We start from the raw sequence: 23,932 nt of genomic DNA on the forward strand, positions 1-23,932 counted from the left end.
GGGAGATAATATGCCAGAATTATTTGCAGATGTTTCTTCTCACAATCGAGCTGATATTTCATATATTGCTGATTTAGGGGCTAAGGGTGTTGTGGTTAAAGCCACAGAAGGGACGACTTATCAAAATGAAAAAGCCCTGACACAAACGCAAACAGGTTTGAAATCAGGGATCCAAGTACATTTATATCACTATGCGCAATTTCAGAATTATCAGCAGGCTATCAATGAAGCAAACTACTTTCATAATTTTGCCAAAGAACTTGGTTTTTCTGGCAATTGTGTCATGGTGGCAGACGTGGAAGCTCCCGAGATTCAATATACAGATACTTGGCACAACACCGACACGTTTTTGAAACGATTGATTGAACTCGGTTGGCCGAAAGTTGCCCTATACTCCATGGCTTCATGGTTCTGGGCTAGTAAATTACCAACGGACTATCCGTTGTGGGTTGCCAATTACGGGGTGAGTCAGCCGGGTGTTGATAACGCAGCAGCTTGGCAACATACATCTAACTTCAATGGCTTGAACTTAGATATGAGCTATGATTTTACCGGTTTATTTACCACAGAACAATTTGGCGCTACTAGCGGCAACGCAGCAAGTCAAGTAGGGCAACCGGTCAATCCTGATGATGTTATTACGATTACCGCCGGTGATGCCGTGGGGTTTCATGCTGATGGCAACATTATTGACGGCAGTTTTAACACGTTGCAAAAAGGCAAGCAGTTCAAGTCCAGTGGCATCAAATATATTGCCGGCGAACCTCAATATTTGATCGGTGCCGATTTTTATGTGCCGCAAAGCTATACTGACCAAGCGGGTATTGTAACTATTCGAGGGCCTAGGGATGCCGGGTTACGATCCGTAGACCAAAATGGGAACGGCTGGCGTTTGTCAGAATACTATTTTAAAGGGCAAAGTCAGTGGAAGGTATTAAATACCAAGCTGATCAATGATCATTTGTTCTACCAAATCTCAGACCTAGATTATATGGACAGTGACAGTGTTCATGGATCTGGGAAGTAATATGATGTACCAAATTCGATTAATTAACTAACTAAAAAAAGCCTCTTACCTAAGTCAGGTAGGGGGCTTATTTTTTTGCAATAAATTGGATTTAATTGTAATTTGTAATAGAGGAAAGTACGTAGATAATGACTTTCAATAAAATCATGAATTAGTATATGTATGCACCGATTTGTAAATTTTTATTTCTATTTAAGATGGTGGATTTTCATTTCGTGATGTACTCGTGATGTACTTTTTTTAAACCAACCACAATTCAATAAAAACAAAAAAGCCCCAAAACGTTGAAATGACAACATTCTGGGACTTGATTATATTTGGTGAAACCGCGTTATGCACCACCCGGGAGTCGAACCCGGATCTTAAGAACCGGAATCTTACGTGCTATCCATTACACTAGCGGTGCAGTACTTAAAAATGATAGCATTAGAGGGAACATTTTTCAACAAAAAAATGAAGATTTATGAAAAAAGGTCTGTGATATGGGCAACTCAATCACCTTTACACTTAAGTTTCGCCGATTTTTGGCTAGCAGCAGCCAAATTATTATTTTTAATCTGGGTTTTAATTTGTTTTGTGTCAATTTATATCGTAGGCTTAGTGGATTAGTGATCCATCATTTTACATTTTCGATTAGTGACCTTGTTAGACCACAGAATCTTGCCCAGATCAATTTAATGGGAGCTACGCTTTTTTATGCGTTGACCGCAGTATTTATTTTAGCAATGATGGGACAAGTTTATTTTCTGTTATTGTACCCGCTAAAGCTGATAACGGTAAAATCAAAATTGATTTGCACAGTTACAATTTGGATTGCAATTTTACCAATTGGGAACCTGATTTTATTTTACAATTATGCAGGGATTTTTCGATTATCAGATTTAGGTAAAAATCTAATGGATTCCCGCTGGTCTTTACGCTTGATAACGCTGCTTTTGATTATAAGCTATTTTGTTTGCGTTGGGATGAGTGCTTGGGTTTTCAAACATTATGCGCGCTTAGCCTATCACTATTTGATCAAATATGTATTACAAGCGCTAGTCAGCCAATTATTGTTATTACTGTTTTCAGCAATTTTACTTATCTTTATACCGACCCCGACTTGGAGCTACATTTTCATGCGTATTGGTCAGATTGCTGTTGGGGTAATATTGATCCAGCAACTGCGGCAAAATCAACCAATTTGGTCATTAAAGGTTCGTTCAGGAATAGTATCAATATCAGCCTTAATACTTTTATTTATCAATGTTTTACCAATATTGACCATACCTCAGGCGCATATGGTTTCGCAATGGCAATGGATCGCACATCGGGGTGTGAATGGTAATGATGGCGTTCAGAATTCGATTGGCGCTTTGCGGCAAACACATCTGAAGTATCCAAGTTATATAGAATTAGATCTTCGCTTAACTAAGGATCAAAAATTTGTTGTTATGCACGATCCCAACACTTATCATTTAACGGGCAAACGCGAAGATATCGCACAACACACGCAAGAACAACTACGGCGATTGGTTTTAACTGAATATCAAAAACACGCACATATCGCTTCTTTTGACACTTACTTGAGCGTGGCCAATCGGTTACACCAACCTTTGATGGTTGAATTGAAAACCGTTCCCGGAGATCCCGCAGCCCACATAGCGCAGTTGTTTACTAGCCGCTATCAGCGACGGTTAGCGCAAAATCATGCTATCGTTCATGCTTCTAATTTACGGTTATTACAGGCGTTAAAGCACCAACATTTCAAATTGCCAGTGGGTTATATTGTGCCGTTTAGTTTTTGGCAAACGTCAGGCGGTCAGTATGATTACGAATCTAGTAATGGTAGAAGTTACTGTGCAGCTTTACCATTGGTAGGGACCATTTCTAAAAAACAGCACTACCTTTGGACAGAAAATGACCCACATAGTTTTATTTTATATGATATTGGTATTCAAGGTTTAATCACAGATCAATTAAGTTTGATACAAAGTGAGTTTAAAAAACAGAATAATATTTTTTCAAAAATAACCGTCAATATGTTTCTACTTTTCAGACTTTTTTGTTAGTAAGGACGCGGTTTGAAGGCTTTTTTCATTTTTTGCGCAACGCGCTTGCAAAAGAAGAATCTGACTGTTATACTAAGGTTGTTCGTGAGGGAGTATGGAGCGTAGATTGCCATTCCTTTTATTTTTACTTTGTATGGGTCAGTAAATGACATAGGTGGTCGTTAATTGTCCCATAGGAAGGCGGAGCATTGATGCATGATGAAATAGCGTGGATAGAGACCATTGCCCCGGACTTTCTTGAAGTGATTCGCCGTCGTTACCATATCTTGCAGCATATTAATTGGATGCAACCTGTTGGTCGACGTGTATTGGCGATCAAACTGGATATGAGTGAACGTGCCCTTCGGACTGAAACTGATTTTTTGAGAGCTCAAGGTTTGATAACTTCTTCTAAGTCTGGCATGGTTTTGACAGATAATGGTGAAGAAGCCTTGAATGGCCTCGAAAAGTTTATGGGTCAAATTTTGGATGTTCATCAGCGAGAAAAGCAATTGATGGCCTTGTTAGGCATTGACCATGTCTTGATTGTCGCTGGCGATAGTGATGACCAGCCTCGGGTATTGAAAGATATCGGGCGTTTAGTTAATGAAACGCTACGTGTTTTGTTACCTGATGGTCGTAACATTATTGCCGTAATGGGCGGTACAACGATGGCTCGTGTTGCAAAAGAGTTGACGCCCAAGTTGTCGAATGAACGCGAATTGGTTTTTGTGCCAGCTCGTGGCGGTATTGGCGAAACGGTGGATATCCAAGCAAATACAGTTTCAGCAGATATGGCTCAGCGTACACATGGTACACATCGAATGTTATATGTTCCTGAACATGTCAGCAAAGAAACCTATGAGAGTCTGTTACAAGAACCATCTGTACAGGCCGTACTACAAATGATCACCCATTGTAATGCCGTTTTACATAGCATCGGTGATGCTGTGGCGATGGCTAAGCGCCGTGGCATGACAACTGAAGAAGTTAATATGATCAAAAGTGAAGATGCAGTAGGTGAAGCATTTGGTTACTTCTTTAACGATGCTGGTGAAGTTGTTTATAAGATACCGCGAATTGGTTTACAAATTCGGGATCTTGATAGTATTCCATATATACTTGCGATTGCTGGCGGACGTTCAAAAGCTCGGGCAATTCAGGCTTATATGAAAAATGCACCTCATCAAACTTGGCTGATTACAGATGAAGGTGCCGCAAATCAGATTTTAAAAGGGTTAGCCCCTTTAAAATAAATTTTCATTTCCTAAAGGAGGAAATTTTTGTATGACTGTAAAAATTGGTATTAATGGTTTCGGACGTATCGGTCGTTTGGCTTTCCGCCGTATCCACGAATTAGGTAAAACAGCTAACGACATCGAAGTCGTAGCTATTAATGATTTAACTAGTCCTGCAATGTTAGCACACTTGTTAAAATATGATTCTACTCATGGTACTTTTGATGGTGAAGTAAGCGCAACTGATGACTCTATCATCGTTGATGGTAAGAAATATCATGTTTATGCAGAACCACAAGCACAAAATATTCCTTGGGTTAAAAACGATGGTGTTGATTTCGTTCTTGAATGTACTGGTTTTTACACTTCAAAAGCTAAGTCTCAAGCACATATCGATGCTGGTGCAAAACGTGTATTGATTTCTGCTCCTGCCGGCAATGACTTGAAGACTGTTGTTTACAACGTAAACGATGATGTTTTAACTGCTGACGATAAGATCGTTTCTGCTGGTTCATGTACTACAAACTGCTTAGCACCAATGGCTTACTTCTTAAATAACGAATTTGGTATTGAAGTTGGTACTATGACAACTGTTCATGCATACACTTCAACACAAATGTTATTAGATGGCCCAGTTCGTGGCGGTAACTTACGTGCTGCTCGTTCTGCTGCTGCTAACACAATTCCACATAGTACAGGTGCTGCAAAGGCTATTGGTCTTGTAATTCCTGAATTAAACGGTAAATTGCAAGGACATGCACAACGTGTATCTGTTGTTGATGGTTCATTAACTGAATTAGTAACTGTTTTGAAAGAAAAAGTTACTGCAGATCAAGTTAACGAAGCTATTAAGAAACACACAGAAGGTAACGAAAGCTTTGGCTGGAACGAAGACGAAATCGTATCTTCCGATGTTATCGGTACAACTTATGGTTCAATCTTTGACCCAACACAAACAGAAGTTACAACAGCTGGCGACAACCAATTAGTTAAGACTGTTGCTTGGTACGACAACGAATATGGCTTCACTTGCCAAATGGTTCGTACTTTATTGAAATTTGCTACACTTTAATCTTTAGATTAGATATTAGTAAACTTTTAATAGCTGCATAGTTTCTGACGAAGAAGGCGGAGGGAGGTTTCTCCTTCTGCCTTTTTCTGTTCATTAACTTGTTATGCATGACACAATGACCTAGGGGGTTTTTAGTTTTGGCTAAATTAACAGTTCAAGACGTAGACGTTAAAGATAAAAAAGTATTGATTCGTGTTGATTTCAATGTCCCAATCAAGGAGGGCGTGATTGGTAATGACAATCGGATCGTAGCTGCATTACCTACAATCAAGTATGTCATCGAACACGGTGGTAAAGCTATTTTGCTTTCTCATTTGGGCCGCATCAAGAGTGATGATGACAAGAAAGAATTATCTTTACGTCCGGTTGCGGAACGTTTATCTGAGTTATTAAGTAAACCAGTTGAATTTGTACCAACAAATGAAGGTAAAGAATTAGAAGATGCTATTAATAATATGACTGATGGTCAAGTATTATTGATGGAAAACACACGTTTCCAAGATATTGACAATGATTTTGGTAAACGTGAAAGCAAAAATGATCCTAAATTAGGTGAATATTGGGCTTCTTTAGGCGATGTCTATATTAATGATGCTTTCGGGACAGCACATCGGTCACATGCTTCTAATGTTGGGATTGCAACAGCTATGAAAGCTGCTGGCAAACCCGCTGCTGCTGGGTTCTTAATGGAAAAAGAAATCAAGTTCTTGGGTGATGCCGTTGACAATCCAGTTCATCCATTCGTGACAATTTTAGGCGGTGCCAAGGTATCTGATAAAATTGGCGTAATCGATAACTTAATTCCTAAGTCTGATTACATTTTGATTGGTGGCGGGATGGCTTATACTTTCCTAGCTGCTCAAGGTCATAAAATTGGTAAATCATTATTTGAAGCTGATAAGTTAGACCTTGCTAAAGAATTATTGCAAAAGGCTGGGGATAAGTTGATCTTACCAGTTGATAATATTGCGGCCAAAGAATTCTCCAACGATGCTGAACATGAAGTTGTGGGTCAAGATATTCCTGATGGCGAAATGGGCTTGGATATTGGACCTAAGACAATTGCACTCTTTGAAGAAAAATTAAATGGTGCTAAGACGGTTGTTTGGAATGGGCCAATGGGTGCTTTTGAAATGAGCAATTTTGCCAATGGTACACTAGAGATTGGTAAAGATCTTGGTAAATTAGAAGGTGCAACAACGATCATCGGTGGTGGTGATTCTGCAGCAGCTGCTCAACAATTAGGTATCGCTGATCAAATCACACACATCTCTACAGGTGGTGGTGCATCACTAGAATACCTCGAAGGTAAAGAATTACCTGGCATTGCTGCTATTTCTGAAAAATAGTTTTTTTGAAAGGAAGTTATTTTCTTGCGTAAACCAATTATTGCCGGCAATTGGAAGATGAATCAGAATCCTGAACAAACACGGGAATTTGTAAATGCTGTTAAAAATGATTTGCCAGATACGAATGATGTGGAAGCTGTCATTGCTGCACCTGCATTAGATTTAGCCACACTGATTGATGCTGCTAAAGATTCTGTATTGATTCCAGCTGCTCAAGATGCTTCTGTCCATGACAAGGGTGCTTACACGGGTGAAAACAGTCCCAAAGTATTGGCTGAAATGGGTACTCAATATGTTATTATTGGACACTCAGAACGCCGGAGCTACCATCATGAAACTAATGAAGAAGTTAATGAAAAAGCAAAAGCATTATTCCGAAACAAACTTTTACCAATCATTTGTGTTGGTGAAACTTTGGAACAACGGGAAGCTGGCGAGACTGAAGATTTAGTTGCGACTCAAGTCGAAGCTGCTTTAGCTGGATTAACAGCTGATCAAGTTAAAACTTTAGTTATTGCTTATGAACCAATTTGGGCAATTGGCACTGGTAAAACTGCCTCAGCCGATCAAGCACAAGAAGTTTGTGCTCATATTCGTCAAACTGTTGCAAAACTATATGACCAAACAACAGCTGATGCTGTTCGTATTCAATACGGTGGTTCTATGAAACCTGCTAATGTTAAGGAATTGATGGCACAACCTGATATCGATGGTGGTCTTGTTGGTGGCGCTAGTTTGAAGGCAGATTCCTTCTTAGAATTAGTTCATTATAACAACTAATTTTCATTTCAATTTGGCTGTTTTTTCGGTAAAATGTATCCGGAAGTAAAAATTAAAAGGAGCGTTAAATTCTATGTCTGTTATTACTGATGTATTAGGCCGCGAAGTTTTAGACTCACGTGGCAATCCTACTGTTGAAGTTGAAGTTTATACTGAACTTGGCGGCTTTGGCCGTGCCATTGTTCCATCTGGGGCTTCAACTGGTGAACACGAAGCTGTTGAATTACGTGATGGCGATAAAAACCGTTTTGGCGGTAAAGGTGTTTTAAAGGCTGTTGCCAATGTTAATGATGTGATCGCTAAAGAAGTGATTGGTATGGACGTTACCGACCAACGTGCTTTAGATCAAGCAATGATTAAGTTAGATGGTACTCCTAATAAAGGTAAATTAGGTGCTAACGCTATTTTAGGTGTTTCTTTGGCTGCTGCACGCGCCGCCGCTGACGAACTAGGTCAACCTTTATACGAATACTTAGGTGGCCCTAATGCCCATGTTTTACCAACACCAATGATGAACGTTATTAATGGTGGGGCTCATGCTAATAATAACGTGGACTTCCAAGAATTTATGATTATGCCTGTTGGTGCTAAATCTGTTCATGAAGCTATTCGGATGGGTTCAGAAACTTTCCATGCTTTACAAGCTTTGTTAAAAGAAAAAGGCTACTCAACAGCCGTTGGTGATGAAGGTGGTTTCGCACCTGATTTGAAGAACAACGAAGAACCCTTTGAAATCTTAGTTGAAGCAATTACACGTGCCGGTTACAAACCTGGTGACGATATTGCAATCGCCTTTGATGCTGCTTCTTCTGAATTCTACAACACAGAAACACATCAATATGAATTGAAAGGTGACGGCAAGAACTACACCGCTGCTGAATTTACAAACTTACTTGAGAACTTAATCGATAAGTATCCTGTTATCTCTGTGGAAGACCCATTAGATGAAAATGAATGGGACGACTGGAAGACATTAACAGCTCAATTAGGTAAAAAAGTACAAATTGTTGGTGACGACTTGTTCGTCACAAACACTGAATACTTGAAGAAAGGGATCGACATGGGCGTTGCCAATGCCATCTTAATCAAAGTTAACCAAATTGGTACTTTGACTGAAACTTTTGAAGCTATTGAAATGGCTAAAGAAGCTGGCTATACAGCTATTGTTTCTCATCGTTCTGGTGAAACAGAAGATACAACTATTGCTGACTTGGTTGTTGCTACAAATGCTGGCCAGATCAAGACAGGTTCTATGAGCCGGACAGACCGTATTTCCAAATATAATCAATTAATGCGGATCGAAGAACAATTAGAAGGCGCTGCTGAATACAAGGGTATTCACAGCTTCTACAACTTAGGCAAATAAGTTGAATTTAAGTTCTGTTAGGTACAGTGTCGTTTTTAAAGCTACGCGTCTAAACTAACTTATATATCAATGGATAAAACAAGATTTTACATTTTGTTTTATCCATTTTTTGATTACGCATATTTTGAGTTAAACGTGTGCCAAAAGCGAACAGCCTCACCTATCAACGAATGATTCAAACGAAAAGCCACTATTCTTTGAATTCGTAGTGGTGCTCATGCGCTGAGCGCCTTTTATCTCAAGCTCGAATTTTTTATCGTCTTAGAACTTTTATGGCGTTCCGCTGTAAGATTCAGTTGACTTCATTTTCGAGACAGCTTATCATTACAATACAATAGATATTAACACGAGGGGTGTCCTTAAGCGGACTGAGATGGTTAAACAAACCCTTTGAACCTGTAAGTTCATACTTGCGTAGGAACGTGTCATTTGATCGGTATATTTCTGATAAATAACCGGTATCCTGCGCATTTGTATGGATACCGGTTATTTTTTAGGAGGTCAAACATGCAAGTTGAATTATTAGCTAAATTAAGATCCGTAAATCCAGTGGTGATGAATATTTCCAATTTTGTGACAGTTCAAGACGTTGCCAATGGGATCAATGCGATTGGTGCTTCACCAATCATGTCTGAAGAAATTAAAGAAGCTGCAGAAATGGTGCAGATGAGCGCTGCAGTTGTATTAAATCTAGGTGCTTTTACTGATGAAGCGCTAGGACATATTCGACAAACAGGTCTACTTGCCAATCAGCTTCATAAACCGCTCATTGTAGATCCTGTCGCTGTTGGTGCGGTAGCATACCGAAAACAAACAGTAGCTGATTTGTTTAACGTATTTCACCCAGACATCATTCGTGGTAATGCTGGTGAAATTGCGGCTCTGGCTGATGTTGCATGGCAGTCTAAGGGTGTTGATGCTGGTGAAGGTCACGCTGACCCAGTGGCTATTGTTAAAAAAGCAGCTCAAAAATACCAAACGATTATAGTCATGACCGGAGAAACGGATTATATTTCTGATGGGAAGCAAGTTGTCACAGTTGAAAACAATACGCCTTTATTCCAACTTCATGTTGGCTCAGGCGATATGTTATCTAGTATTATTGGTGCTTTTGCTGGCGTGACATCAGACTATTTCGAAGCTGCACAAACTGCAGCAGTGGTTTTTGCGGTAGCCGGGGAACAGGTGGCTGATCAGTTGCCTACCGAGCTACCGGGAACGTTTGCAATAAAATTGCTGGATCAGTTACATTTAGTCACACCGGAAACAGTGGCTGCTAAGGGTCGCATCAAACAACTGGAGATGGATTAACAATGACAGATAGGATACCTCAAGTTTTAACGATTGCTGGCACAGATTCTGGTGGTGGGGCCGGAGTTATGGCTGATTTGAAAACATTTCAGATGCGGCATGTTTTTGGAACTGCAGTAGTTGTAGCAGTAACTGCACAAAATACAGTAGGGGTACAAAATTTTGTCAGTCTGTCTGAAACAATGGTTCATGACCAGTTTAAGGCTTTGGCTGATGATTTCACAATTAAAGCTTGTAAAACAGGAATGTTAGCAGATGCTGAACATGTCAGATTTGTTGTGCATAACTTAAAGAAATATCATTTTGGCCCTTTGATCGTTGATCCAGTCATGATTGCTAAAGGGGGCGCTCAATTACTGGCAGACGATGCAATTTCCGTTGTGAAACAAGCACTGTTGCCACTAGCCACCCTAATCACACCGAATATTCCTGAAGCTGAGCGGCTAAGTGGTCAAACCATCAAGAATCGCTCCGACATGCAACAAGCAGCTCAAAAATTAAAACAGCTGGGTGCGAAAAATGTCCTAATTAAGGGTGGGCATCTCGCTAGTCAAGCAGCAGCTGATTATGTTTTATTAGCGGATGGCCGCTCACTATGGCTGGAAACACCTCGATTTGAAACTAAGAATACACATGGGACCGGAGATACTATATCCGCTTGTATTGTTGCTGAATTGGCAAAAGGGTATGATCTATTAACTGCATTAAAAACGGCTAAACAGTTTATCTATGCTAGTATTGCCAATCCAATTGAGGTTGGACACGGCCATGGCCCACTCAACTTATGGGCGTATACAGATGGGTATCAGGAGGAAAATGATGAAATTTGAACCCGACCAATTACGTGCTTATTTTGTTTGCGGTACTCAAGATTTGCGTCCAGAACAAGATATTTTAGAATTAGTTGATCGCGTACTAGCTGCGGGTGTGACCGCGTTTCAATTCCGCGATAAAGGGCCGCACAGTCGATTGACACCAGCGCAACGCTTAGAGATTGGGCGAGCATTACGACAGCTCTGCAGGCGTTATCAGGTGCCATTTATTGTTGATGATGATTTAGCACTAGCTGACGCAACGGCTGCAGATGGCATCCATGTTGGCCAAAAGGATGGTAATATTAAGGCCACTGTGAGTCAAGTAGCTGGCAGACACTTTATTGGCTATTCTTGCGAAACGACTGCGCAAATAAAAAAAGCCAATACCATTGGTGGTATTGACTACTATGGCTGTGGGCCTATTTTTCCGACCCAATCAAAAACAGACGCTGATCCAGCCCTTGGACCAGAAGGATTAATGGCACTAATTAAAGCGGCTAAGCGACCAGTAGTTGGTATTGGAGGCATCACGTTAAACAATCATGCTCAATTACCCACTAATGCCGCTGGTTATGCTGTGATCTCATATTTAACACGCTCACAAGATTTAACGGCTGACGTAGCAGCCTTATTGGCTATAACGGCGAAATAAACATAGTTGATCAGTCGCTTTTGATTGCGTCATCTAATTCTTGAACGCGGTCTACTGGACCGACGACCGTTAAAATATCGTTTAAATGGACCATGTCAGTTGGCTTGGGCGTAATATTAACCATTTTGCCATGGTGGATCGCAATGACATTCAAGTCAAATTTTTGCCGTAAATTGAGTTCCAGTAAATTCTGATTGGCAAAATTCGAATCGGTAATTTCAATTTCAGCAAGGGTGTAGTCTGGACTTAAATCAATAAAACTTAAAATATGATTAGATAGTAATTTTCGAACCATATTACGGCCAATGTCGCGCTCTGGGAAAATGACTTGATCCGCGCCCACTCGATCTAAAACTCGGCCATGGGCGGCAGTTTCTGCCTTAGCAATGACCCATTTAGCGCCTAGCTCTTTAACTAGTAAGGTTGTCATAATACTTGCTTCCATATTATTACCAATACCAATAATGACAAAATCAAATGTATCAATGTTTAGCCCTTTCAAAACAGCTTCTTCTTGGGTATCGGCAATTAAAGTTTGAGTTGCAACGTCCATTAAGGCGTTAACCCGTTCTTCGTCAATGTCTACGGCTAAAACGTCTTGATGGAATTCGGTCAAGGTTCGGACAACACTCTCACCGAAACGACCTAAACCTAACACAGCATAATTTTTTTTCAAAATGAGTCACACTCCTAACCAATTAAGACATTTTCTTCTGGATAACGAATCAAATTTGTTTTAGTCTGTTGATTCAAGATGGCGTACATGGACGTAAAAATACCCACACGCCCAATAAACATTAACAGCATGATGACAATTTTGCCGACAATAGAAAGTTTAGCTGTTAGGCCGAGACTGAGACCAACAGTTCCAAAAGCAGATAAAACTTCAAATAGAATGTACTCTAAACCAAATTCTTTTGGCGTGACTTCTGTTTGAGTCAAAATCAGGGTTGCAATCGAGATAATACCTGTCGCCATAAAGATCAATAATAGTGCCCGGTTGATGTTATCGGCACTGAAGCGACGTTTTGCGAACATGACATCTTTCTGGCCGCGCAATTGGGCGATGCTTTGAAGCACAAGGATGCCAAAGGTTGTGGTTTTGATCCCACCGGCAGTGGATCCAGGCGTACCACCAATAAACATTAAAATCATAATCAAGAAGATACTGCCTTCTTGAAGTTGATTGGTATTGACAGTTATTAAACCGGCTGTTCTTGGTGTGACACTGAGTAATAGGGTATTCATCAAACGGTTAAAATTATCAGATGTCGTTTGGATAATTGCCAGATTTTTTTCAGTGATTAGCAATGTCAAAAAACTGATCGTAAATAAAGAAAAAGTTGTCACTAGCGTGAGTTTTGAGTTTAAATTTAATCGGCGGCGTTCACGGTAAAGTAAAACATCACGCCAGACAAGAAATCCCAGACCACCGGCAATAATTAGAATAATGGTTACCAATAATACATAGGGATCATTCTGAAAGTTTTTTAAACTATTACCAAAAACATCAAAGCCGGCGTTACAAAAAGACATGACTGACTGATAAAGTGCGCAATAAACTCCCCTTCGCCAGCCATAACGAGGAATGAAATCTACGGCGAATAATAGCCAGCCCGCCCCTTGCATAATTGCTGAAAGACTAACAACATAGGACATAACGCTTTTAGTATCCGTTAAGTTCTCTAAGTTAAGTGATTCTTTGACTAATAATTGTGTCGAAAGATCAAGGTTACGTTTAATCAAATTAAAAAGTAAAACTGCAAACGTCATATAACCAAGGGCGCCAACTTCGCTCATCAATAAAATGATACTTTGACCAAAAATTGTCCAGTGTGTGGCAGTATTGACAACCGTTAAGCCGGTGATACAAGTGGCGGAAGTGGCTGTGAAAAGGGCATTAAGCCAAGAGGTACTGCCATGAATAACTGTAGCCATAGGTAATTTTAGAAGCAGTGTGCCTAATAGAATGATCACAATGAAACCAGAAGTCATTTTTTGCGGCAGCGTTTTAAATAAATGAAGCGGTAATTTTTTCATAATTAAGTCCTTATAAAGGTAAAGGTTAATTTTAATTTTACAATAATTAAAGTCGGGATGAAAGGCAAGGTCTGTTGTCACAGTTTCTGAAAACGAGTAATATATTTATTGATAAAGATAACAATGGGGTAATATTTTGAATAATTCGTTAAGACATCACCTGAGCTTGGACAAATTACACTATATTTACCGCGGCTTGGTAATTGGGTTACTAGCAGGTGCAGCTACGGCCGCCTTTCGGTTTAGTATTGAAAAAATCTTGGTCGTGTTTCAAGCTGTTTTTCATAAAATTCGAATGGGGCAGTGGTCTTTATTATATCCACTTGTAGGCGTTTTAATTTTATTTGGTGTGATTGTTGGTTTGCTGTTACGGCGCGCGCCACAAATATCAGGATCGGGTATACCCCAAGTTGAAGCACAATTAGATGAAGAACTAGATTATAATTGGTGGCAAATTTTATGGCAAAAATTTGTTGGCGGGGTCCTAGCAATTGGGCCGGGATTATTTCTCGGACGTGAAGGGCCCTCAATTCAGCTGGGGGCAGCTGTTGGGCAAGGCACTGCAGAGATCACTCGGGTCTCTGGTTCGGATCGGAGGATCATGATTGCTGCCGGTGCTGCTGGTGGCCTCTCAGCTGCATTTAATGCGCCAATTGCCGGGACAATGTTCGTACTAGAAGAGATTTATCATAACTTTTCCTATCCTGTTTGGTTGACATCATTGGCCAGTGCAGTGGCTGCAAATTTTGTGTCTTTAAATGTTTTTGGTATGCAACCCATTTTACATCTGAATTATCAACGGTCCTTACCAGTAAATTTGTATTGGCACTTGTTGTTGTTAGGTATTATTTTAGGGTTATTAGGGCGATTATACCAAATTGTGTTGTTGAATCAGGATAAATTTTACCGGTATTTTAAGTTCATCCCCAAAGCATTTTTGGGATTGGTACCCTTGTTAGTATTGATTCCACTTGGTATTTGGCATCCAGATTGGCTTGGCGGCGGCAATGGCGTGATTTTGAATTTTAATCAGGCCACTATTAATTTAGGTTATTTGGTCACGTTATTTTTAGTCCGTTTTTTATTTTCAATGATGTCCTATGGTTCTGGTTTACCGGGTGGTATTTTCCTACCAATTCTAACGCTAGGGGCGATTATTGGTGCCCTTTATGCCGCTGTGATGATTCATTTAGGCTGGTTGCCGCAAGGGTACTGGCATAATTTGGTGATTTTTGCAATGGCTGGGTATTTTGCTGCTATCGGTAAAGCACCATTTACTGCTATATTATTGGTGACAGAAATGGTTGGCTCCTTAGTTCATTTAATGCCTTTAGCAGTATTGAGCTTGGTCGCTTATCTGGTCGTAGATATTTTGAATGGTGATGCAATTTATGAAGCTCTAAGGCAGCGTTTGACTGTGATTCATAAGATCATGACTTCTAGAAATTTAGATCAAGTACAGGTGCCAATCTTTGAAGCGCCTGGTGCACATGCTTTTAAGGTTATGGACCTTCAATGGCCCGAAAATAGTTTGCTGATCAGTATTCAGCGGGGTGAGAAACATTTGATTCCTCATGGTAGTAGTCGCGTACATCCTGGTGATACGTTAATCTTACTAGTGCCCAGCGGTCAAGCGGGTGCTATGCGGCGGTTGATTCAGCAGCACATTGAATCGATTTATACAGGCAAACCACAATAGATATCCAAAAATTCTAGTATTATAGTGGGATTTATGCTACTATTTTATAGTGAATATTGACCGGTTTTAATTTGGAGGTATTACTTTGTATAGCATGATTCAAACACTTTTAATCATTGATTCCTTCTTGATTGTTTTCGCCGTTATGATGCAGCCAAGTAAACAACAAGATGCTTTAAGCGCATTATCTGGCGGTGGCAATGAACTTCAGTCTAGTGTGACCAAGAAACGCGGCTTTGAAGCATTTATGGTCAAAGTTACTTGGGTACTTGGCACCCTATTCTTCGTCTTTGCTTTAATTCTTGTCTACTTATCTTCACACAAGTAAATTATATTAATGTGTAGCCGGGGCGAAGCTTTTTTCGTTGCCGGCTTTTTAATGATGAAGTCCTTTTACTTTAAGACAGTTAGGAGCAATATACTTTGCAATATAAAATGCCACAGCCTTTATACTATGATGCTGGTAAAGTGGGTATCGTTTTATTGCATGCTTACTCAGGTACTTCCAGTGATCACCATATGTTAGGTCGATTCTTAGAAGGCGCTGGATATAGTGTTTATATCCCTCATTTTACAGGACATGCAACCTTTGAACCTCTAGACATTTTAGAACAGGGCAGTGCAGAACAATGGTGGACAGATACTAAAGCTGCAATTAGATATATTGCTTATAAACATAAACAGCCTATTTATGTTTTTGGTTTATCAATGGGCGGTATTTTTGCGACGAAAGCTATTATGACGTTAGATGCGGTAGTTGCTGGTGGGGTATTTAGTTCACCTGTCATACCACAGCCCGAAAATAATGTGTATCCTAATTTTTTGAAGTACGCGCGTCAGATATATCGTTATGCTAAAATTAAGCCTACTGAGATTGAAACAAAGATGGCAAGAATTGAAACGCTATTACCTAAACAATTAGCAGATGTCCATGCTTTTGCTCGAGAAATGGTGTCGGATTTAGGGACAATTACGAAGCCATTTTTTATTGGACAATCGGGGCAAGATGAAATGATTGATGCTCAGGGCGCCTACCAATTACGCGCAGCTTTGAAGCAGGCCACTGTGGATTTCCACTGGTATGAGAATGCCAGTCATGTACTGACAGTCGGTCCCGCCCATAAACAATTACAACTGGATGTTTTACATTTTATTCAAAAGACAAATGAAGAGGTGGCAAATTGACACAAGCCGAAAGATTACAAACAGATATTTTAGAAATTTTTCAAGGTCAACCAGATCGCAAGTTTACGGTGCAAGAGATCAATGATCAGATCGGCTTTAAGGGGGCTTCTGCTTTTAAACGAGTTGTTAAAAGTATTGCACAACTTGAAGGTGAAGGCCGAATTCAAATTAGTAGTAAAGGTAAATTTAAATTAGCTGAACAAAAGAAGATTATTAGTGGTATTTTCCATGCCAATGAACGCGGCTTTGGTTTTATCGCTGTTCCTGATTCTGATGATCCAGATATTTTCGTGCCTAAAGAGGCTACACATACCGCAATTGATGGCGATGAAGTCACTGCTGAAATCGTACGTGACGGAGATCCTTGGCGTAACCGTGGGCCAGAAGGTAAGATTACCCAAATTCTGACGCGTAACCTGACAACAATTGTTGGTGATTTTACCCAGTATTCTGATGCAGAAGCGCATAAAACAGGTTTCGTTGGCTATTTACAAAGCCGTGAAAAGAAGTTGAATAAGTTACCTGTTTTTCTATCGGAAAAAGGCTTACATCCTCAAATGGGCGATATTGTTTTAGCGGATATCACGGACTATCCTTCACCCGAACGGCCCGGGCAGATGCGTGGTATTGCTGTTAAAATCATTGGCAATAAAAATGATCCTGGCGTGGATATTGAAAGTCAAGTTTATGCCCATGGGTTACACATCGATTTTCCGCAAGAAGCTTTGGACCAAGCAAATCATATTCCAGATCATGTGACCGAAGCAGATAAAACTGGGCGAAAAGATTTAACGGATCAACCTGTAGTTACAATCGACGGGGACGACTCTAAAGACTTTGACGATGCTGTTGTTGTCTGGAAAATGGCTAACGGGCACTATCATTTGGGTGTGCATATTGCAGATGTTAGTTATTATGTAACTGAAGGCTCACCACTAGATCATGAAGCTTTCGATCGTGGGACAAGCGTTTACTTGGCGGATCGTGTCGTACCAATGATCCCATTCCGTCTTTCTAACGGTATTTGTTCATTGAATCCAGATGAAGAACGCTTGGCAATGACCTGTGATATGGAAATCGACGAACGTGGAAAAGTCGTTAATTCTGATGTCTATCCTAGTGTGATCAAGTCTCACGCACGCATGACGTACAATAACGTGAATAAAATCTTGAATCACGAAGATCCAGAGCTTGAAACTAAATATGCAGATCTTGTACCTATGTTTGAACTGATGGCAGAGTTGCATAAGATTCTATTTGACATGCGTCATCGTCGTGGTGCTATTGATTTTGAAGATGCAGAAGCACAAATTATTGTTGATGAAAATTCACATCCAATCGATATTGTTTTGCGGGAACGCGGTACTTCTGAGCGGATGATCGAATCGTTTATGTTGGCAGCCAACGAAACAGTAGCTGAAACTTGGAATAAGCGACATGTGCCATTCCTATACCGGGTCCATGAAACGCCAGATGAAGAAAAAGTAAAATCATTCTTTGAATTTGTATCAGCATTTGGGATCAAAGGCGTGGGCTCAGCTAAAGATGTCAAACCTTTGATGCTGCAAAATGTGTTAAGTCAGGTGGTAGACACACCTGAAGAGTCTGTGGTAAATATTATGTTATTGCGGAGTATGAAACAGGCACATTATTCTGATGAATTATTAGGTCACTTTGGGATTGGTGCTCAATATTATACACACTTTACCTCTCCAATTCGGCGTTATCCTGACTTAATCGTGCACCGATTGATCCATGATTATTTAGCTAATGGGACTGGAGAAAAGGAACAAGCTCACTGGCGCGAAGCTTTACCGGGAATTGCTGAACAAACATCGATTCAGGAGCGTAAGGCAGTAGATACCGAACGTGATGTGGACGATTTACTCAAAGCTCAGTATATGGAGGACCGTGTCGGCGAAGAATTTAATGCGGTCGTCAGCTCGGTTACTAGTTTTGGGATGTTTGTGGCCTTAGATAATACAGTTGAAGGTTTGGTTCATATTTCAACGATGGCAGATGACTATTACAGTTATCACGAACAGAGTATGACTTTGATTGGTGAACATACCCATAAGATGTATAAAATTGGACAACCAGTTCGTGTTAAATTGATGCGAGCCGACGTAAAACAGCGACAGATCGATTTTGAACTTGTTTTATCAGCAGCAGATCAAAAAAAAGCAGCTGCAAAGCGGCCACGTGAAACTCAAAGTAGGGGTAAACGTTCAGATCGTCGCAAATAAGCGGGGTGAGTTTTTTGGCGAAAAAACAACATAAAAAAGCGCCTAATGAATTGGCAAATAATCGTAAAGCCCGTCATGATTATAGTATCTTAGAAACTTATGAGGCAGGTATTGCCTTGACGGGAACCGAAATCAAATCTGTTCGTGCAGGGAAGATTAATTTAAAAGACGGCTTTGCCCGCGTGCGCAATAACGAATTGTGGTTAGAAAATGTGCATATCAGTGAGTACAAACAAGGCAATCAGTTTAATCATGACCCATTAAGAAATCGTAAATTGTTACTACACAAAAAAGAAATTACCAAATTAGCTGGTGTGGCCCAGGACAAGGGGATCACGATCGTGCCGCTTAAAGTCTATTTAAAACATGGTTTTGCCAAAGTTTTGATTGGTGTTGGTAAAGGTAAACGTCAATATGATAAACGTGAGACTTTAAAACGTAAAGAACAAGACCGAGAAATGGCGCGTGCATTAAAAAATCGTTATTAAATTAAATCGGATCAATGACAAAAGATTAGTGAATACTAAAATTTTTGTCATTTTTTTTGCTTTAAAAAATAAAAATTGGTATAGTTCAATTACAAATGCTGAATTGTTTTCGTTTGATTAGGAGAATTTAATGCACACTGAACTCACCAGAAATTATGTGATTCGTACGTTAGGGGATTATTTATCAGAGCAGCGAGTTAAGAAATTAACGGTGCAAGAGTTACTGGTAATTACTGGAGTGAGTCGAAGTACCTTCTATCGGCACTTCAATAATGGGTTACAAGATATCTTTTTTGCCGTAGTCGAGGAACGGCTGTTATTGAAATTACGCCAATGTAGTAGTTGGATGTTGGCACTGGATTTACTAGTAGAAGAATTGGTTGCTCAGCGAATCTTGTTTTTAAATCTTTACCAAAATTCCAATGTCATGCGCCAAGAGTATTTTTTACAAGAAACATTTGAATGCTTTATAAGCCAGTATTTTAAGCCTCAATATTTTGCACGCATCAATGCCAGTTACATGACTTTTTTTACCGATGGGTTACGGTTAAAAATTCGAGAATGGCTAACGAATAATTTGAATATTGAGCCGAAGCAAATGCGTGCACAATTAGATGCACTCAGTTTATTACTGATTGACAATAAGTTTAAACTTGGTTAAAACCATAATTTGGTAGTTTCTTTTTGGCACCCTTTGCGTATGATTTCAGTTCTCTGTATGATTATAGGTGAGGTGAATTAATTGAAAATTAGACCAGCTGAATTACAAGATGGGCCACAGGTTATTCCGATCATTAATCAAATATTTGAAGAAATGGAAATTCCAACATTACAAGCGCTATCGACAGCTAAACTATTTGCTATTCTAAACAAGCTTTATCAAACTAAAACTTATCGTTACAGTTACCGTCGCATGCTTGTGGCTGTTGACGATAGTAAAGATGAAAAAAAGCCACGCGTTTTTGGCGTGGCGGTGAGTTATCCAGAAGTAGATGAAGCGACAATTGATACAGATTTAGAACCTTATTATGCTCAGTTGGGCTTACAACCGGGTCAGGAACTTTTCCCGGATCAGGAAGCTTTTCCAGGTGAATGGTATTTAGATTCTTTAGCTGTTGCGCCGAATACGCAAAGTCAGGGAATTGGTAGCCAATTATTGGCCGCAACTAAACAATTGGCCCGAAATCACGAGTATTCTGTTTTATCCTTGAATGTCGATCTGCTTAATCCTGGCGCCAAACGATTGTATCTGCGTCAGGGATTTAGAGTTGAGAAAAAAATTACCATTGGGCCACATCAATACGAACACATGACTTTTGAACTTTAATCACCCCAAATTAATTGGCCATCGGTTATTGGAGAGGGTGCTTGACCGCGTTTGGTGTTTTTAGACCACAAGTCTAGAATCATACTAATCAAAATTGCCACTGGAACATCTTGCTGCCGCTTGACAATGAGATCTTTTGCTAATGCACCATCTGAAAGCAATGCAGTGTCCACTTGAAAGACTAATTGGCCATGTGTAAAGGCTTGGTAGTGGTTATCCAATAAATCGCCAGTAATGATCCAGCGTAAGTCGGTTACGAAAATGAATTGGTGCCAAACACCAATAATTCGTTTGATAGCGCCGACTTTTTTGTTTGCAATCAAAATATCAAAACGTGGCAAAAATCCAGGAGATACTTGTTTGATTTCACCAACTAAGTTACCAGATAATTCATGCAGCTCAAAACTATCATTCAGCATACCCTGACGGCCGACGACGTAATAAATTGGTTGCTGGGTCGCATTATAAACCATCGCCATATGTTGTCGTTGTGCTGTTTGATTTTTGATATATACTTCCATATACTCACCAAATATTAGTTGTTAGATTTCACCGTTTAAGGCCCATTGAATTGCTTTACCGACACCGTCTTTGGTATTGAAGTCCGTTGTTCGATTGGCGATTGCTTTAATGTGAGGCACAGCGTTTGCCATGGCAACGCCCATACCTGCTTCACGAATCATCGATTCATCATTCAAATTATCACCCAAAGCCATAACTTGTGTCATAGGAATATGCTTAACGGCCGCATATTGCTTCAAAGCAATACCTTTTTGTGCTTGGATATCATTAATTTCAATATTGTTATCGGATGAGGAAGTGACCACTAAGCCTCCGAGATGATCAATAGCTGTTCGTGTTTCTGTAAAGGCTTTTTGACCGCGTTTATCAAAGGCGATAATTTTGAAAACTTCTTTATTGGGGTCTGATAGAATCGTGTCAAAGTTATCAATGTAATTGATATTCATCAATTCTAATCGTGCAGCCGCTAAAGCCACAGCAATTTTATAAGGTTGATCGGGGTTTAGAGTGACCAGTAAATCAGCTACATTTTGAATTCGACGTATTTTACTTTCGGAAAAAGGGCCTTCACTGGTAATCATTTCAAAGTAAAAGTCGTTTTGTCTTAAAAGCGCGACTAATTGGTGTAGTTTGTCTCGATCGAGTGGATGCTTCACAACTTCTTTGCCGTCGGTATCAATGACTAGAGCGCCGTTTAACGTAATGAATGTGGTATGTAAATCATGGGCATCTAATAGAGGCTTTGCTTCGGTAATCCCACGCCCAGTAGCTACGATAAAATCAATTCCGGCCTTTTGTGCTGCTGTGATTGCAGCAGCGTTGTTTTCTGAAACTTCCATACGATTGTTGAGTAAGGTGCCGTCCATGTCTGAAGCGATAATTTTGATCAAGATAAGTGACCTCCAGTAAATATTCTAGTTTAAGTTTAGCATAGAACCGCAAGAAAATTACGGATTAATCAAGCAAAAATCGGGACATCCTGTATAATATGGACCATAAGGAGGAATTATCGTGACAAAAACATTGATCCACAATGACTGGCAAGAGGTACTAGGTCCAGAGTTTGAAAAAGATTATTATCAAGAATTACATAATTATTTGAAGCGGGAATATGCTACTAAAACAATTTATCCGGATATGTATCATATTTTTCAAGCTTTTGAATGGACGCCATTTTCAAAGGTAAAAGTCGTTATTCTAGGACAAGATCCATATCATAATCCTCATCAGGCACATGGGTTAAGTTTTTCAGTCGTTCCTGGAACAAAGGTACCCCCTTCACTAGTCAATATTTATAAGGAATTACAAAGTGATTTGGGCTATCCACCAGTAAAACATGGCTATTTGAAATCTTGGGCAGATCAGGGGGTATTATTATTGAATTCTGTCTTGACGGTGGAAGCTGGTCACGCCTATTCCCATCGCGGCAAAGGTTGGGAACGTCTAACTGACACAGCTATTGAAAAATTGTCCAGTAAGGGTGGCGTCGTTTTCATTTTATGGGGCAATGCCGCTAAGGCTAAAATGAAACTAATTGATGAAACTACGAATGCAGTCATTACTTCGCCACATCCCAGTCCTCTATCGGCACATTATGGCTTTTTTGGCTCAAAGCCATTTTCCAAGGCAAATCACGCCTTAATGCAATTTGGCGAATCACCAATCAATTGGCAGTTGCCTGATGATCCCGGTGAAAGTTAAGCTAGGACTTCACAAGTACTTGGAAAAAGTGTATCATAACTATGATAACGTTTACATATTAGGAGGCTTTTCCCCGTGGATTTATTTGATAGTTTAAAACAAAAGATTGCCGGTAAAAACTTAACGATTGTTTTTCCAGAAGGTTATGAACCTAGAATTATTGGCGCAGCTGCCCGATTGAATGCAGATCAAGTGTTGAAGCCCATTCTGCTAGGTGAAGCAGCTAAGATTCAACAGATTGCCCAGGAAAAAGGCTTTAATTTAGGTGATATTCAAATCATTGACCCAGCCACATATCCAGAGTATGAATCGATGGTGGCCGCATTTGTTGAACGCCGTAAAGGCAAAGCAACTGAAGCCCAGGCACAAGAGTTATTGCGTGATAACAATTATTTTGGCACAATGCTAGTTTATTTGGATAAAGCGGACGGTATGGTTTCTGGCGCCATTCATTCGACAGGTGATACTGTGCGGCCGGCTTTACAGATTATTAAAACACGGCCCGGTGTGAGTCGAACGAGTGGGGCTTTTATTATGCAGCGTGGCCGTGAGAATGAGCGTTATCTCTTCTCTGATTGTGCAATCAATATTGATCCTAATGCCCAAGAACTGGCTGAAATTGCGGTAGAATCCGCTAAAACAGCAGCGTTATTTGATATTGATCCAAAAGTAGCTTTATTGAGTTTTTCAACGAAAGGTTCGGCCAAAGCCGATCAAGTGACTAAAGTCGCCGAAGCTACCAAAATTGCGCAAGAATTGGCACCGCAATATGAAATCGACGGTGAACTCCAATTTGATGCGGCTTTTGTGCCTGTTGTAGCTCAGCAAAAGGCACCCGATTCTCACGTGGCTGGACAAGCAACGGTATTTGTTTTTCCTGAATTACAATCTGGTAATATTGGTTATAAGATTGCACAGCGTTTTGGTAACTTCGAAGCTATCGGTCCGATCTTACAAGGTCTAAACAAGCCAATCTCTGATTTATCAAGAGGTTCTAATGAAGAAGACGTCTACAAGTTATCTATCATTACAGCTGCGCAAGCTTTACTTTAAAGTGGTGCTAGACTAGATTATTGAGCGCAGG

23 protein-coding genes, 1 tRNA gene and 1 riboswitch are annotated in these 23,932 nt (G+C 40.0%); of the genes, 19 read left to right on the forward strand and 5 right to left on the reverse strand.

The annotated features are described in order from the left end of the window. Positions 1-10: 10 nt before the first annotated feature. The gene (locus ACNAN0_RS03980; protein WP_416353945.1) at positions 11-1,027 is read left to right on the forward strand and encodes a GH25 family lysozyme; all 1,017 of its coding nucleotides are present in this window, start codon (positions 11-13) and stop codon (positions 1,025-1,027) included. Positions 1,028-1,361: 334 nt separating this feature from the next. Here the strand turns inward: ACNAN0_RS03980 and ACNAN0_RS03985 are convergent. Then, positions 1,362-1,433 (reverse strand) — tRNA-Arg (locus tag ACNAN0_RS03985). A 559-nt stretch (positions 1,434-1,992) separates the two neighbouring features. On the opposite strand from ACNAN0_RS03985, the gene ACNAN0_RS03990 reads away from it, so the two are divergent. The 9 genes from ACNAN0_RS03990 (at position 1,993) to thiE (ending at position 11,640) form a co-directional block, all read left to right on the forward strand. Then, positions 1,993-3,078: a glycerophosphodiester phosphodiesterase family protein gene (locus tag ACNAN0_RS03990; RefSeq protein ID WP_416353946.1), complete on the forward strand. Its 1,086-nt coding sequence runs from the start codon at positions 1,993-1,995 to the stop codon at positions 3,076-3,078. Between the two features lie 191 nt (positions 3,079-3,269). Further along, positions 3,270-4,313, forward strand: a complete 1,044-nt coding sequence (locus ACNAN0_RS03995; RefSeq protein WP_230914085.1) for a sugar-binding transcriptional regulator — start codon at positions 3,270-3,272, stop codon at positions 4,311-4,313. Positions 4,314-4,344: 31 nt separating this feature from the next. Beyond that, a complete protein-coding gene (gap, locus tag ACNAN0_RS04000; RefSeq protein WP_230914086.1) occupies positions 4,345-5,367 on the forward strand; it encodes a type I glyceraldehyde-3-phosphate dehydrogenase in 1,023 nt (340 codons plus the stop codon). A 137-nt stretch (positions 5,368-5,504) separates the two neighbouring features. Continuing rightward, positions 5,505-6,716, forward strand: a complete 1,212-nt coding sequence (locus tag ACNAN0_RS04005) for a phosphoglycerate kinase (RefSeq protein ID WP_230914087.1) — start codon at positions 5,505-5,507, stop codon at positions 6,714-6,716. A 24-nt stretch (positions 6,717-6,740) separates the two neighbouring features. Continuing rightward, positions 6,741-7,496, forward strand: a complete 756-nt coding sequence (tpiA, locus tag ACNAN0_RS04010) for a triose-phosphate isomerase (protein WP_416353947.1) — start codon at positions 6,741-6,743, stop codon at positions 7,494-7,496. A gap of 73 nt (positions 7,497-7,569) precedes the next feature. Then, positions 7,570-8,862 carry a phosphopyruvate hydratase gene (eno, locus tag ACNAN0_RS04015; protein ID WP_230914089.1) on the forward strand — a complete coding sequence of 431 codons (1,293 nt, stop codon included), beginning with the start codon at positions 7,570-7,572 and terminating at the stop codon, positions 8,860-8,862. Between the two features lie 339 nt (positions 8,863-9,201). Next, positions 9,202-9,300, forward strand: a riboswitch (TPP riboswitch). A gap of 69 nt (positions 9,301-9,369) precedes the next feature. Then, positions 9,370-10,173: a hydroxyethylthiazole kinase gene (gene thiM / locus ACNAN0_RS04020; RefSeq protein WP_230914090.1), complete on the forward strand. Its 804-nt coding sequence runs from the start codon at positions 9,370-9,372 to the stop codon at positions 10,171-10,173. Between the two features lie 2 nt (positions 10,174-10,175). After that, entirely contained in the window at positions 10,176-11,003 is an 828-nt protein-coding gene (gene thiD / locus ACNAN0_RS04025; protein ID WP_230914091.1) for a bifunctional hydroxymethylpyrimidine kinase/phosphomethylpyrimidine kinase, read from the forward strand. Then, complete coding sequence (gene thiE, locus ACNAN0_RS04030; RefSeq protein WP_416353948.1) at positions 10,990-11,640, forward strand: thiamine phosphate synthase; 651 nt, start codon at positions 10,990-10,992, stop codon at positions 11,638-11,640. Before thiD ends, thiE begins: the two co-directional genes overlap by 14 nt. Positions 11,641-11,650: 10 nt before the next feature. On the opposite strand, the gene ACNAN0_RS04035 is transcribed toward thiE, so the two are convergent. After that, positions 11,651-12,316, reverse strand: a complete 666-nt coding sequence (locus ACNAN0_RS04035) for a potassium channel family protein (protein ID WP_230914093.1) — start codon at positions 12,314-12,316, stop codon at positions 11,651-11,653. Between the two features lie 14 nt (positions 12,317-12,330). Then, positions 12,331-13,680 (reverse strand): TrkH family potassium uptake protein, encoded by a 1,350-nt coding sequence (locus tag ACNAN0_RS04040; RefSeq protein WP_230914094.1) that lies wholly within the window; start codon positions 13,678-13,680, stop codon positions 12,331-12,333. A gap of 136 nt (positions 13,681-13,816) precedes the next feature. Between ACNAN0_RS04040 and ACNAN0_RS04045 the strand changes: the two genes are divergently transcribed. The 7 genes from ACNAN0_RS04045 (at position 13,817) to ACNAN0_RS04075 (ending at position 20,625) form a co-directional block, all read left to right on the forward strand. Beyond that, the gene (locus ACNAN0_RS04045) at positions 13,817-15,379 is read left to right on the forward strand and encodes a ClC family H(+)/Cl(-) exchange transporter (protein ID WP_407929200.1); all 1,563 of its coding nucleotides are present in this window, start codon (positions 13,817-13,819) and stop codon (positions 15,377-15,379) included. 85 nt (positions 15,380-15,464) lie between these two features. Next, complete coding sequence (secG, locus tag ACNAN0_RS04050) at positions 15,465-15,707, forward strand: preprotein translocase subunit SecG (RefSeq protein ID WP_230914096.1); 243 nt, start codon at positions 15,465-15,467, stop codon at positions 15,705-15,707. A gap of 95 nt (positions 15,708-15,802) precedes the next feature. Then, a complete protein-coding gene (locus ACNAN0_RS04055) occupies positions 15,803-16,564 on the forward strand; it encodes an alpha/beta hydrolase (protein ID WP_230914097.1) in 762 nt (253 codons plus the stop codon). Beyond that, complete coding sequence (gene rnr / locus ACNAN0_RS04060) at positions 16,561-18,810, forward strand: ribonuclease R (RefSeq protein ID WP_230914098.1); 2,250 nt, start codon at positions 16,561-16,563, stop codon at positions 18,808-18,810. Before ACNAN0_RS04055 ends, rnr begins: the two co-directional genes overlap by 4 nt. A 14-nt stretch (positions 18,811-18,824) precedes the next feature. Beyond that, the gene (gene smpB, locus ACNAN0_RS04065; protein ID WP_230914099.1) at positions 18,825-19,298 is read left to right on the forward strand and encodes an SsrA-binding protein SmpB; all 474 of its coding nucleotides are present in this window, start codon (positions 18,825-18,827) and stop codon (positions 19,296-19,298) included. 130 nt (positions 19,299-19,428) lie between these two features. Continuing rightward, a complete protein-coding gene (locus ACNAN0_RS04070) occupies positions 19,429-19,959 on the forward strand; it encodes a TetR/AcrR family transcriptional regulator (RefSeq protein ID WP_230914100.1) in 531 nt (176 codons plus the stop codon). A gap of 81 nt (positions 19,960-20,040) precedes the next feature. Continuing rightward, a complete protein-coding gene (locus ACNAN0_RS04075) occupies positions 20,041-20,625 on the forward strand; it encodes a GNAT family N-acetyltransferase (RefSeq protein ID WP_230914101.1) in 585 nt (194 codons plus the stop codon). Here ACNAN0_RS04075 and ACNAN0_RS04080 read toward each other — a convergent pair. Both ACNAN0_RS04080 and ACNAN0_RS04085 read right to left on the reverse strand, forming a co-directional pair. Then, positions 20,622-21,146, reverse strand: coding sequence for an LURP-one-related/scramblase family protein (locus ACNAN0_RS04080; RefSeq protein WP_230914102.1), 525 nt, complete (start codon positions 21,144-21,146; stop codon positions 20,622-20,624). The genes ACNAN0_RS04075 and ACNAN0_RS04080 overlap by 4 nt on opposite strands. 21 nt (positions 21,147-21,167) lie before the next feature. Continuing rightward, positions 21,168-22,037, reverse strand: a complete 870-nt coding sequence (locus ACNAN0_RS04085; protein ID WP_230914103.1) for a Cof-type HAD-IIB family hydrolase — start codon at positions 22,035-22,037, stop codon at positions 21,168-21,170. A 115-nt stretch (positions 22,038-22,152) separates the two neighbouring features. Here ACNAN0_RS04085 and ACNAN0_RS04090 point away from each other — a divergent pair, with 115 nt between their 5' ends. Both ACNAN0_RS04090 and pta read left to right on the forward strand, forming a co-directional pair. After that, the gene (locus ACNAN0_RS04090) at positions 22,153-22,848 is read left to right on the forward strand and encodes a uracil-DNA glycosylase (RefSeq protein ID WP_230914106.1); all 696 of its coding nucleotides are present in this window, start codon (positions 22,153-22,155) and stop codon (positions 22,846-22,848) included. A 75-nt stretch (positions 22,849-22,923) separates the two neighbouring features. Next, positions 22,924-23,901: a phosphate acetyltransferase gene (gene pta / locus ACNAN0_RS04095; RefSeq protein ID WP_230914104.1), complete on the forward strand. Its 978-nt coding sequence runs from the start codon at positions 22,924-22,926 to the stop codon at positions 23,899-23,901. The last annotated feature ends 31 nt before the right edge of the window (positions 23,902-23,932 follow it).

The organism is Agrilactobacillus fermenti, from assembly GCF_047943045.1.
Lineage (GTDB): Bacteria > Bacillota > Bacilli > Lactobacillales > Lactobacillaceae > Agrilactobacillus > Agrilactobacillus fermenti.

Bases quoted from the DNA above. Each gene is read 5' to 3' on its own strand.
- ACNAN0_RS03980 (WP_416353945.1), top strand. From the start codon at position 11: ATGCCAGAATTATTTGCAGATGTTTCTTCTCACAATCGAGCTGATATT.
- ACNAN0_RS03990 (WP_416353946.1), top strand. From the start codon at position 1,993: ATGAGTGCTTGGGTTTTCAAACATTATGCGCGCTTAGCCTATCACTAT.
- ACNAN0_RS03995 (WP_230914085.1), top strand. From the start codon at position 3,270: ATGCATGATGAAATAGCGTGGATAGAGACCATTGCCCCGGACTTTCTT.
- gap (WP_230914086.1), top strand. From the start codon at position 4,345: ATGACTGTAAAAATTGGTATTAATGGTTTCGGACGTATCGGTCGTTTG.
- eno (WP_230914089.1), top strand. From the start codon at position 7,570: ATGTCTGTTATTACTGATGTATTAGGCCGCGAAGTTTTAGACTCACGT.
- thiM (WP_230914090.1), top strand. From the start codon at position 9,370: ATGCAAGTTGAATTATTAGCTAAATTAAGATCCGTAAATCCAGTGGTG.
- thiD (WP_230914091.1), top strand. From the start codon at position 10,176: ATGACAGATAGGATACCTCAAGTTTTAACGATTGCTGGCACAGATTCT.
- thiE (WP_416353948.1), top strand. From the start codon at position 10,990: ATGATGAAATTTGAACCCGACCAATTACGTGCTTATTTTGTTTGCGGT.
- ACNAN0_RS04040 (WP_230914094.1), bottom strand. From the start codon at position 13,680: ATGAAAAAATTACCGCTTCATTTATTTAAAACGCTGCCGCAAAAAATG.
- ACNAN0_RS04070 (WP_230914100.1), top strand. From the start codon at position 19,429: ATGCACACTGAACTCACCAGAAATTATGTGATTCGTACGTTAGGGGAT.
- ACNAN0_RS04080 (WP_230914102.1), bottom strand. From the start codon at position 21,146: ATGGAAGTATATATCAAAAATCAAACAGCACAACGACAACATATGGCG.